The sequence below is a fragment of the Treponema paraluiscuniculi Cuniculi A genome (genome assembly GCF_000217655.1).
Lineage (GTDB): Bacteria > Spirochaetota > Spirochaetia > Treponematales > Treponemataceae > Treponema > Treponema pallidum.
In genome coordinates this window covers 1-12,430 of the sequence record NC_015714.1, presented here as the reverse complement: position 1 = coordinate 12,430, position 12,430 = coordinate 1, and the positions used below count along the sequence as shown (strand labels likewise).

General features: G+C 46.8%; 8 protein-coding genes. 1 reads left to right on the top strand and 7 read right to left on the bottom strand.

Features of this window, described 5'->3' with window-relative positions:
- Nucleotides 1–5: 5 nt before the first annotated feature.
- On the bottom strand, nucleotides 6–1,988 hold the full coding sequence (locus TPCCA_RS00055) for a major outer sheath C-terminal domain-containing protein (protein WP_013944733.1): 1,983 nt from the start codon (nucleotides 1,986–1,988) through the stop codon (nucleotides 6–8).
- A gap of 613 nt (nucleotides 1,989–2,601) precedes the next feature.
- Here TPCCA_RS00055 and TPCCA_RS00050 point away from each other — a divergent pair.
- Nucleotides 2,602–4,089 (top strand): major outer sheath N-terminal domain-containing protein, encoded by a 1,488-nt coding sequence (locus TPCCA_RS00050; protein ID WP_245522131.1) that lies wholly within the window; start codon nucleotides 2,602–2,604, stop codon nucleotides 4,087–4,089.
- A gap of 79 nt (nucleotides 4,090–4,168) precedes the next feature.
- Here the strand turns inward: TPCCA_RS00050 and TPCCA_RS00045 are convergent, their stop codons facing one another.
- The 6 genes from TPCCA_RS00045 to dnaA all read right to left on the bottom strand — a co-directional run bounded on the left by TPCCA_RS00045 (nucleotide 4,169) and on the right by dnaA (nucleotide 12,427).
- Nucleotides 4,169–5,422 (bottom strand): DUF3798 domain-containing protein, encoded by a 1,254-nt coding sequence (locus tag TPCCA_RS00045; protein WP_013944731.1) that lies wholly within the window; start codon nucleotides 5,420–5,422, stop codon nucleotides 4,169–4,171.
- A 175-nt stretch (nucleotides 5,423–5,597) separates the two neighbouring features.
- On the bottom strand, nucleotides 5,598–8,039 hold the full coding sequence (gene gyrA, locus TPCCA_RS00035; RefSeq protein WP_013944729.1) for a DNA topoisomerase (ATP-hydrolyzing) subunit A: 2,442 nt from the start codon (nucleotides 8,037–8,039) through the stop codon (nucleotides 5,598–5,600).
- Nucleotides 8,040–8,165: 126 nt separating this feature from the next.
- Nucleotides 8,166–8,603: a DciA family protein gene (locus tag TPCCA_RS00030; protein WP_013944728.1), complete on the bottom strand. Its 438-nt coding sequence runs from the start codon at nucleotides 8,601–8,603 to the stop codon at nucleotides 8,166–8,168.
- Entirely contained in the window at nucleotides 8,596–9,729 is a 1,134-nt protein-coding gene (recF, locus tag TPCCA_RS00025; protein ID WP_013944727.1) for a DNA replication/repair protein RecF, read from the bottom strand. The genes TPCCA_RS00030 and recF overlap by 8 nt, the downstream gene beginning before the upstream one ends.
- Nucleotides 9,674–10,789 (bottom strand): DNA polymerase III subunit beta, encoded by a 1,116-nt coding sequence (dnaN, locus tag TPCCA_RS00020; RefSeq protein WP_013944726.1) that lies wholly within the window; start codon nucleotides 10,787–10,789, stop codon nucleotides 9,674–9,676. Before dnaN ends, recF begins: the two co-directional genes overlap by 56 nt.
- Before the next feature lie 243 nt (nucleotides 10,790–11,032).
- Complete coding sequence (gene dnaA, locus TPCCA_RS00015; protein WP_013944725.1) at nucleotides 11,033–12,427, bottom strand: chromosomal replication initiator protein DnaA; 1,395 nt, start codon at nucleotides 12,425–12,427, stop codon at nucleotides 11,033–11,035.
- Nucleotides 12,428–12,430 lie beyond the last annotated feature (3 nt).

The following is a 12,430-nucleotide window of genomic DNA, read 5'->3' as shown; positions in this document are numbered from 1 at the left end:
CTCCCTCACCACAGAACCTTACACGAACACACGAGCTCGCTCCGCTTATTCGGCCAAGAACCATGCTCCAAACTTATATAGGGACGACGCGCAAGCATTCCCTGCGACCACTCAATGAGTAACTCACATCTTTCAAACGGACTCACCGCCACCCCTACCTGATAGTACAGATTTTTACCTGCGCGGAACGTGCGACTCCTCTTTACCGTTCCGGCAGCACCACCTGGTCCGTAAGAAAAACCCTGCGCACCATATGTAGCGCCATACAGCGAAACCATCGGTCTTATCCATGCGTGAGCAGCAAGAGTAATCCGGTAGTTAAGCCATAGTTTCCCCACAACAGGCAACGCGCTGTGTGCACCCGGATGGACAACACCGGGTGGAGGAAGCACAAACGCCTGAGGCTTCTTTCCCCGTGTGGAATTCGGCGTACAGGAGCCAGGTTCCAGGTACAAGCCATGAGTGAAAGGAATATATAAACGCGCCTCGACACCTCCGCTCAGACCGGACACAAGCTTAGAAAGAGAATCGTACCACTTACTTTCCACCCGCACGAATGCGGCACAGTCAAAATGGTCACTACTCCCGCGCGGAAAAAGCATTGAGCCAAACACATTGGTAGGAGCACTTGCTACGTATGCTCCCAGCGAAATCCAGCGCCATTGCACAATCAGCAATGCGTCAAAGGCGACACGATCAAAACCACCCTGCTCAAGTACAGAAAGTACATCGACAAGTGCTTTCCTTACCGGGGAAAGTTCCATCCACATCGTACCCGGGCGGACCTCCGCCCCAACGACGCCAGGCTTTCCCTGCGTTATAGGAGGTAACGATTGCACCGCCTGTTCAAATTTTTCCCACACACCTGGTGGTGACTGCGATCGCATCTGTGCGGCGAGTTCATTGCGTGTCTTCGCAGCAGCAACAAGTAACCCAAGCGCGTGCATGAGCGCGGTGTCAAAACGATTACAACCACGCTGTGCCGCAAGCGTTTCAGCGAGGGACTCCCTCGCGGCACCCTTCTTGTACGGTGTCCCAGCATCGAAGGCACACACGATCTTGAATCCTGCTCCCGGGGAAAGCGTCAAACGCGCGCCTACATTCCACAGCACAGTATCTTTGTTTTGATGATGCGTCTGATCAGGTCCAGTTCTGTACCCTGCAGAAAGAGTAGCACAACTTGCTGCCTCAAGCCTGACCTGTTCCCGCCCCTTTCGGGCGTATACGAGCGTGAACTCAGTACCAAGGCCATATTTACTGTGCGGGTCCGCTGGCATGCGCCGACTATTGGTGCCCTTTCCTTTCACCTTAGAGGTGACAGAAGGAGCACTCTTCCATATGCCGTTCGACGAAAAGGAAAGGGCACAGTTGAATGTAATGCCACTGTTCGAAATATTCCGTGCCTGATATGCGATTTTTCCGCCAACCCCACCAAACCCTGGAGCGTATTTGACGCTCCTTGACTCATAACTAGTAGTAATAAAGGGGGTCCACAACTGCGCAAAATTAGAGGGAAAAACGGGATCTTTTCCTACAGAAAAAGAGACATCGTAGAGGTGGAGTGTGGCCTCAAGGGAAAAATCGCTTCTTCTTGACTTTAAGAAAGGAGAACGCGTCGTCATACTTGGATCCGCAGTTCCCGACCCTAAAGCACTTTCAAAATCCACCTTCAATCCCTTGAGAGAAAGCTCAACCCATATGGGATCCTCACCTGAAAAGCTCGTATACGTGGCGCCTTTCTTGGGCAACAAGGGAAAAGCAAGCTTCCAGCTACTCTTCGTGCGAAACCCATGTCGTATGCTTTTACCCGCTGTAACTGGAGAGGCACCTTCTGCATCAAAGACGACACCCCAGCTAAGTTCAGCAGAACCGCTGAACGCGGCGGAGGACGAAAAGGCGCGTGAAACCCCGTCCAAAACCGCACCATGAAGGAAAAACACCCCACACCCTAACGCAAAACGCGCATATACGGATATACAGGCGCCCATAGGGCGCCATTATGACCCTTTCATAAACACGATCAACATTTTTTCCCGTCAGCGGTAATTTTTTTCACTACTTCACTCAGTTTTCGCACAAATGGCACAACACCACGCCCCGTTCCTTCTATACGCCTCCCCAGAAAGTGACTCTTCTTCCCACCCACGAATATCTAACGTACACCAACATACATTTCGGTATATAGGAAATAAAAATCATTTAAGATATATAAACCACATATACTGCTAGATCTTACACATGACATCGTTATTATACTAAACTGTGATGAAAATACGGTACACTACTGTATGCATGCGTCTAGTGTTAGGCTCGTGCATTTTTATACTTTTACTCCGAGGGCGCGCTACCGTGTCGCGTCTGCACGCGAGCCCGGCCGTCACCATTTCGGGGAGTACTCGTCTTACTTGGGGCATTAACTTAGGCGCGAAGGCGAACTTCGTGCCACCCGTAGCACCGTCTGGGGCAACCGGCAATGTGCGAGAGAACCCCAATCATCGCTTCCGTCATCGCAGACACGGTTTTAGGAGTTCCAGTACTCTCTTTTTCTCGCTGACGCTTTGTCCACCGAAAACTCGGTCGAATCTGCATAAAAGCAGCGGTGTGTATGCAGAAATCCTGTTAAGGAACCTAGAGTGTGCGCTCCCCCTTGGTTCCTTATCTGGTGAGACTTTAGGCGAACTCACGCCCACAGAAAAACAAAGCTTCTCCGTAGAAGCGACCCTTCGCTTCTACGGCGCATATCTCACTATTGGAAAAAATCCGACCTTTTCTAAAAATTTTGCCAAATTGTGGCCCCTGTTCATCACCACACGATACAAGGAAGCAGACACCCAATACGCCCCTGGCTTTGGGGATTATGGAGGGAAGATTGGTTACCGCGTAGAAGACGTCGGGAATTCCGGGCTAGGTTTTGACTTTGGGTTCCTTTCCTTCGCTTCAAACGGCGACTGGAGCACGAGCGGGACTAGCCATAGCAAATATGGGTTTGGTAGTGACCTCTCTCTATGGTACAAGAGAAACAAGAAGCTGTTTTTAACTGTGGAACTCGCCGGTAATGCTACCCTCCAGGAGGGTTATGCCACGTTGGATTCAAGATTTTTGGGAGCACCCAACAACAAACGGGCACCCCACGCACTCTTATGGAGTGTGGGAGGGCGTCTTTCGATCATGCCTGGTGCAGGATTCCGCTTCATTTTAGCTACGGATGCTGGAAATACCTACCGGGATACGAACAGTGCGAGAGCACGTGTCGTCGAACAGGCACTAAAATTCGCGGAGAAGACGTATCCGTCATTACGGACGGTGCGTCGTATATTCAGCTGGATGGTACAGCACGTGGACTCATTAGGCATAGACGCGCTGGTTACAGCGCAGTGGCGTTGGCTTTCAGGAGGTGTATACGGCGCAACAGGGGCGGCGTCTGTTTTTGGGAGTAGTCCCTTTGTAAATTCAACTTTTCAATACACGGACTTTGCTGCGTTTCTCAGACTAGAAACTCGTTCGGGAGATGATTACACCCATGCCTTGCATGGCCTAAACGCAGGCATAGAAGCACGTGTATACCTTCCCCTGACCTACAAAAGTTACCTTGACAACGGAGGTCTCCCCCCAGACGTCGTACCTGCCCGAGGGGTAGCACAGCAGGTCGCCAATATTTTCGAAGCAGGTCTTCGCAATATTTTTGGTTTTTTTAACAGAGCCGTAAACTTTGTAGCACGCGCGGCAGGGTTACCGGCAGACGCGATAACAACAGGCGCAGCTTCAATAGCCCTTCCGATAATGGGGAATGCATGGGTAGGCTACCGCATACCATGCTACGACAGTATGTGGATAGAACCACGTGCGCACATATATATGGCAACCAACCGATTCAATTTCAATGGGTTCAAAGGAACGCACAATTTAAAGGGAGAACTTTGTTTCCAATACGCTGTTGAGCTGCGTGCAAGTCCTATCAAACATGTGGAGTTTTCCGTGCGGTGGGAGCAAGGGTTGCTTTCACAGGATCCCTACATGTTGATAGAAGAGAACTGGAGCTGGCCTGGATACACCGGTTCACTCTTTCTAGAGTGCAAGATCACTTGGTGACCCAGGGAGACGGCGACATTGCCAAACAGAGAAAGCGATCCATCTCCCCGGCTACAAACAGAAAACCCGAACGGAGTTCTTATTCCTTAGCGGTCAATGCCCAATACCCTTCTGGGAGTACTTGGTCTGTGACGGGCAAGGTAAATTTACCCAGGACGTGTGTGTCCGTATACACCAGCACGTGATTCGGAACAATTTCGTGCGTTTTCAGTCTCAGGTAAGGAGCAATACGCCAATGTGCGTCACGCGTAAACAAGTCGAAGGATTCGGCAAGAGCTTCACGCATATCATCTTTACGCGGTTCGCCATCTATGATTTTACGCGCATACTCCACAAAACCCATGGTCACCGTAAATGCCTGTGCATTTAAATTTAATCCAAAGCGCCCCTCTGCGCCGAAGGCAACCAATGACTTCTCAACCTTCTTTCGTATTTTATACACGTCTTCAAGCTCAGCATAATGCACCCCGAGCGCATCAGCGTAATCGAAGATGGTTGCACCAATTAGCATACCGCCATATTTCAACAAGGCACTGATGAGCGGCCTGTTGTGAGCGTCATTGGTGCAGTAGAACAGGGTTTCCTTGCCATATTTTTTGATCCACTTCACAACCGTCTTGTGGAAAAAATCCTCAAGTTCTCCGTCACTGACACCGTCTACAGGATCAGGCGCTTCCTCGTGTGCGAAGGAAAGTCCCAAATCGGTACATGCTGCCCTCATCACCGTACGCCTAACCCTCAAACCGGGGTAGGACATATGCCGGGGAAAAGAGACATGCACCAATGTGCGCGCCCCCATCCTTTCCGCAACCCACGGAACGGCATATCCACCGAACAAGTAGTCCTGACTGACCACGATGTCTGCAGACTCCTGCACCATCTCTACCGGCTCAAGTGGTTCTCTCGCAAAAAGCAAAACATCAGGACGCTTAGACTTAATGATCCTAAACGCCTTTGAAACGCCGGGAACTGCCTGACTAACCACAATGGCCTTTATAGTCGAATCCTCAGCGAGTGCAAGCAACTTAGAAACGGTTGCTTCATGGTCGTGGGAGAAGTTATCGGAGTAAGTAACATGGACAATCCTTCCACCCGTTTCCCCACGAGCCTCTCCGTAGATACTGACGAGGCGTGTCTTCGCAAGGACATCATCTACAGACTGAGATCCCGTACTTGTCATGAGACCGATCCGATAAGAAGTCCTCCGCGCCTCAGATTTCTTTGTAGCGCTTCGTGAAGATTGCAAAGAACAACTAACTAAAAAACCTAGTGCGAGTAAACATACACCCGCAATACCGCAGAAGGAAAATCTGACACGAGTCCCTATACACAACCCCCATAAAGTTTACATGAACGTGAACCCAAATAATCCCCCAGAATTAGGGTAGGTTTGATCCCACTCCTCATCCCACACGTTTCACGTGAAACATCAACTTCTGCACGCACATTATCCACAATACTCACAACATATACACAGCCACTCACGGAGAAATATACCCCAGAGCCCATTACCCCTGCATTACACAACTAAGTCCTACTACTAAATCCGATGGCTCGATATCCAACACACGCACGCCCTGCGCACCACGCCCCAGCACGCTGATTGCACACACGTCCACGCGAATCGTTTTTCCCTGACCAGTAATACACATACACTCATCTGTATCGAGAACAGCAAGAGCACCTATTACAGCACCTTTTCTATCCGTTTGTGTGTAAATCTTCTGTCCTGCAGTCCCTCGCCCATGTACAGAAAATTCTGAAAAACTGACCCGCTTACCATATCCATTCTCCGTCATTATCAGTACTTTCCGTTGTTCGCTTACTCGCAAAACCCCCGCCACTAGGTCCTCGGACGTCAATTTTATCCCAATCACCCCACTGGAATTGCGACCCATTTCGCGCACCTCCCTCCCCGACATGCGCAACGCTTTTCCCTGACGCGTAATAAGCATTACTTCATCTTCGTCCTGCACCAACACTGCGCTCACCAGCGTGTCACCTCCGCTCAGCTTAAGCGCTATAATACCGCGCGTCTTCGCATTCACAAAATTATCAGTAGTTACCTTTTTAACTACACCTCGCGCAGTAGCCATAAAAACATAACTTTTATTACTAAACTCTCTCAAAGATACGATGGCCGTGATCTCCTCGTCCGTCGCTACCATGAGAAGCGACTTAATATGCGAACCACGATTCGCCCGACCAGATTCAGGAATCCCGTATACTTTTAGCCAATAGGCCCGCCCACGGCTCGTGACAAACATCACGTAGTCATGTGTTGATGCAGTAAATATCTGGCTAATAAAATCGTGAGCCGCCAGATTCGCTGAACTTGAGCCCTTTCCTCCCCGATTCTGATTTCTATACGCAGACACTGGAACGCGCTTAATGTAACCAAGATGGGAAATAAGAATAACCATTTCCTCTTTCTGGATAAAATCTTCTACATCCAGATATTCTATTTCATTGTTCACAATATCTGTACGCCGATCATCCCCAAACATATCTGCAATATCACGCGTCTCTTTCTTAACAACTCCCAAGACCTTTTGGGGAGAAGTAAGTAACTCCTCCAGAGAAGAAATCAGCTCCGTCAAATCTTTCAATTCCGTACGCAAACTCTCGACTTCCAAACCTGTCAAGCGCTTCATCTGCATATCTACGATCGCCTGCGCCTGCACGTTGTCAAAGTCAAATTGTTCACGCAAACGCTGTTTTGCAAGCTCTGTGTTCTGCGAATGACGGATAAGCGTGATGATTTTATCAATGGCATCCAAGGCACGTATCAGCGCACGCACCAAGTGTATGCGCTCCTGAGCCTTACGTAATTCAAAATGCGCACGCCGAGTCACTACATCGACCCGGTGTTCTACAAAGTAGCGCACTAGGTCCTTGAGCGTGAGCATTCGAGGTCTTCCCTCTACCAAAGCAAGATTAATCACATTAAAAGAGGACTGCAGGGGAGTCTTTGCAAACAGGTGATTGAGTACTACCTGTGCGGGGGTACCCTTTTTGAGCTCTACCACTATGCGTAGCCCTGTACGATCGGAAGTCTCGTCGTTTACATTCGCAATACCTTCGATCACTTTCGCACGTGCAAGTTCCCCAATACGCATAACAAGCATGGTAGTATTAACTTGATACGGAACTTCTGTAAAAATAATGGTATCCCTACCCTTTGAATCCGTCTCGATGGTAAAGCGAGCACGGACAACAATTTTCCCTCGACCTGTTTCGTAAGACTGCCTAATCCCGTTCTTTCCAAAGATAATGCCTCCCGTGGGAAAGTCAGGACCATTGATACAATCGCATAACTCCTGAATCGAAAGATTTGGGTTCTCGATGTACGCAGAGATAGCTGCGGCTATCTCACGCAAATTATGCGGTGGCATGTTTGTAGTCATACCAACTGCAATACCACTGGACCCATTCGCAAGAAGAAAAGGAAACCTTCCAGGAAGAACCGCAGGCTCTACGTCAGAATCGTCAAAATTGGGAACAAAGGAAACCGTTTCCTTTTTTATGTCCTCTACCATAGATTCTGCAATACGCGCCATCTTCGCTTCGGTGTACCGATACGCTGCCGGAGGGTCGCCCCCGATAGTCCCGAAATTTCCTTGAGGATGAATGACTGGATAACGAAGGGAAAAATCTTGCCCAAGACGCACTAGCGCGTCATAGACGGACGCATCCCCATGAGGATGAAAGCTTCCCAAAACGTCCCCCACTATCTTGGCACACTTCCGTGTAGGTCCTGAAAAGCGTAGCCCTTTTTCCTCCATCGCGTAGAGAATACGTCTGTGAACAGGCTTTAAACCGTCGCGGACATCCGGAAGCGCACGAGAAACTATGACGGACATAGAATAGTCTATGTAAGCACGCTTGACTTCTTTCTCTATAGAAATGGGCACAAGAACGCCACCCTCTGGGGTGCTAATTTCTTCCATAGGGCGGGCATTCTAACGCAAAGCCATACTGCGTTCAAGGAGAGACACAGTCGTGCATAGGCTGCACGCAAGAAAAACCGCAGTCCTATGGACTTTGAACAGATCCGTCGGATCCCATCCGCAAAACTAATGTGACGGTTCTTCCGTTTTCACCTGAAAAAGCGTCCGGAGCTGTTCAAATACCTCGGCAAGTTCAGACACAGGACGAGTCTGCTTTTCTGACACCGAAAGTCCTTGCATGTTCTTTTTCGCAGAAGGGGTACATGAGGTAGAATCTACGTACGTACTCATACCCGTCACTCCCAACGACGGATATCGCCTACGAAGGGCATGTACAATTTCGTCTTTCTTTAACAAAAGGTACTGTGCCCAACCAGGATGAGTCACCTTGACCACAACTTTCCCATTTCTGATATCTACCAGCGTGCTGTGTAACGCAACGGGGTTACCCACAATACACACCCATTCTCGATGCGCATCAAACGCCTCCGTTTCATAGGAAGCTTGGATATATTCAGTGGTCAACACGAGTAAGTCCGATAGCTTATTCACACCATTATTCATGACACTCCCCTTCAGAAACAAAATATACCCGCGTTTTTTCACGCCCGTATCGCCTGTACGCTTCCCCTGGCAAAAATGTACAAAACAGCTGATCATACGGAGGCAAACTCATCATGAACCTTTCCCGCTTCTCAGGATCAAGCTCTAACAAGACATCATCCATTAAGAGTACGGGCAGTTTTCCCGTTACTCCTGTGTAGAACACAGCCTGCGACATCCTCAGTACCAACGAAACCAACCGCCTCTGTCCGGTAGAAGCCTGAGGAATGAAAAGCGCCTGCGACCGAGTAAAGTGAATCTTATCTCTATGAGGACCTGACATACTCATCCCCATCGCAAGATCGTGCTTACGTCTCTTGTAAAGAGAATGTACGATCTCCTCAACTGAGGAGTCAGACCATGAAGGCTTATACTCGATGCGCACCTGCGCAAGGTCTCCAAGGCGCTCATAATACTTAGTAAAAATCACGTTAAAGTCACGGACAAGCTGAGTTCTCCACTGCACGAGATCAAAACCCACGGTTGCAATTTGCGTATCCAGTGCATCGAGTAACTGAACGCGTTTCTCTTTTATCTCTCTGTTCTTTGTTTTTGTTAGTGCGTGATATTTTTGCAAGTATTCCAAATACAGAGGATTACACATCGAAAGGGATTGATCCAAAAAGAAGCGTCTGCGTTCTGGCGTACCAACTACGAAGTCCAAATCGTTATGAAAAAACAAAATACAGGGAATACTGCTGATAAGTTCTTTTTTTGTCCTTATTTTTTTCAAGTTTTTCTCAATGCGCTTTTTTCCATTTTTGGAGAAAATCTGCACTGTGTGGGTATACTCCCCGCGGTACATAACTTTTACCCGATACTCATTCGAACACGCATGAGTTGCATACAGTTCGCTTTCGGTGCGTGTTCGAAACGAATTTCCGTACGCAGCAAGATATAGAACCTCAAGTATATTGGTTTTTCCCTGTCCGTTATTTCCCACAAAAAAAACCTCAGGAGAGGATATATCAATCGTGTGATGTGCAAGATTTCTGAAATTTATTGCAGTCACTGTAAGAAAAGGCAAGGAATCACTCCGTTTGCATAGGCATAATGATGTGAAAGCAGTCCGTGTTTGGTACAGCACGAAGCGTGAGTGCTTTTGCAGGATCGGTAAATTCCACTTGAACCTCCTTCGAAGTAAAAACCTTAAGCGGTTCTTCAAGGTATAGATAGTTAAGAGCTATGATCTCACTTTCTCCTGTATAAGCACAGGCTATTTCTTCCTGAGCATCACCTATTTCATTTTCTTGAGTGTGAGCTTTTGAGCTTAAAGTCAACAAACCCTGCTGTATGGTAATAAATATCCTGTGAGATTTTTGTTCTACCAACAACGAGACTCGTTTAAGTGCCTCCATTAGCTCCACACGTCCAACACAAAAAGAACGCTCCTGATGATCAGGGATTACTCTTTTGTAATTAGGAAATTGCCCCTCAATAAGCACAGAAGAAAACTTATATCCACCGAAAAAAAAGTAAACGTGCTGCGACGTAATGCATAGCGTCACTGATCCTTCAGGGGTAAGCTTACGGTTTACTATGCCTAAGATCTTAGTTGGCACAATAACACCCGAAAAGGATTGGGGAGAGGATTCTCCCTTTTTTTCTATATAGGCGAGCCGCTTTCCATCTGTTGAAACACAAATAATATTTCCATACTGAAAATCAACGTGTACGCCATTGATAAAATGGCGCGTACTGTCTTCTGAGACTGCAAAAACGGTATGGTTAATCATGTTTCTAAGATCGGAGGTAGGCACAGCAAGAGAGACGCCTCCTTCATTTTGAGGGAAACATGGAAAACTCTCATGTGAGAGGGTTCTGAGCTGAAAGCTTATCTTTTTGTTTGGAGGGGTAATGACAAGTTGTTCTTCACATAACGTTAATTCGATTTCTTTTGTTGGAAGGACAGAAACAACATTCACAAGTTTGTCGCAAAAAACCGTCGTTGTGCCTTCGGCGAGAACATTGACGGGAATGCTAGTTTCAAAGGTAACTTTTGTGTCGGTTGCTCTGATGGTAAGCAGGGCTCCTTGAGCAGCTAATAGGACGTTCGAAAAAATAGACGTGTTTTTTTTATTTGAAATAACCTCTTGTGCTGTGTTTATTTCCTTCAGAAAGGCTTCTTTCTCGCATAGAATTTTCACAGTTAGTTTCCTCCTTATTAATCTTATAAGTATAGAGAATGTAGTCGTATCATATAATAGTAACTGTGAATATCTGGATAAGTGCTTATGTCTCGAGAATTACCGAACAAAAACCACACACAAGCTTGTGAAGAAAGTATATTTTTTCTCTAAAAAAAAGGGGAGCATTCGTGAGTAAAGTGTAATGACTAATTTATATTCTTTTATCCACCACTTATCCCCATCGAATTCAGTGTCTACGCCCTAGCGGATTGAATCTTGAACTTTACTTTTCAGCAAATCAAGATTTGCCTGTAACGAAGGATTAGTGAGAATTTCTCCTTCTATTTTTTGACATCCGTAAATGACAGTTGAGTGATCTCTGCCACCAAATTCGATACCAAGTTCAGTAGTGGAGAGTTCTGTCAGTTCCTTTGAGAGAAACATAGCGATTTGCCGAGGATAAACAACGCTTTTATTGCGTTTCTTACCCTTTAGATCTGAATACGAAATGTTAAAGTGATCTGCAACTACATGAAGAATAGTTTCTACTGTGATGTGTTTTGGCCTTGCGGAGAGGAAGAACTCTTTTAGGAGAGAGGGAACGATATCTATCGTGATGGATCCCGACACTTCAATAAAAGCGATAATTTTTGTTAATGCTCCCTCAAGATCCCTGATATTTGAAGAAATGTTTTCAGAAACAAGTCGGACAACATCGTCTGAAATGTGGATGGCTTTATGAGGATAGATGCTGTTATAGTTTTGTATTTTTTTAATCAAGATAGCACAGCGCGTTTCAAAACATGGCATATTCAGATCAGTGCTAAGCCCTCGGGAGCACCTCGAGCGTAAGCGAGAAGAGAGATTTTTCAATTCTTGTACAGGCCTGTCGCAGGTAAAGATAATTTGTTTTTTTTTCTCGAAAAGTTCGTTGAACGTATAGAAAAGCTCTTCTTGTAATCCGTCTTTATTTTCAAAAAAATGAATGTCATCTATAAGAAGTACATCCGCAGTGTAGCGGTATTTTTTTTTAAAATCCTGGGTCTTTTTATTGAGTAATGTGGAAATGAATTCATTTCCAAAATTCTCCGCAGTGACGTATATGACGTTCAGGTCTGTTGTCTTGTAGATCTCGTGTCCAATAGCCTGCATAAGGTGGGTTTTTCCTAGTCCCACTCCACCGTAGATAAGTAACGGATTGTAGGAAGTGCCTGGGTTTTTTGATACGGAGATAGCAGCGCTATGGCTGAATTTGGTTTCTTCTCCGGATACAAAGTTCTCGAAGGTATAGTCTCTGTTCAGGTCGGGGTGAAAGCTCTTTTTGGAAGGAACCTCTGCAGGAGAGTTTTTCTCCAGGTAGGTATGCACGTGTTTGGGGGGAGCAGTATTTCCATGAGGGGTGCCTTTTTTAACGGCAAACAAAAGTTTAATGGGGTGTCCAGAAAGTTCGAGGAACTTGCGCTCAAGCTTTTCTTGATATTTTTGGCTAAACTGTATTCGGAAAAAGTCTGAAGGTACTGCTATTTCGATAGCGTTTTCAAAAGACGCGATAAAGAACAAATGAGCAAACCACATGTTAAATTCTGCTTCGGTCGATTCACTCCGTATCTGGCTGAGTGTCTCGTTCCAGAATACTTCATACCCCGCTGCGTCCATCTA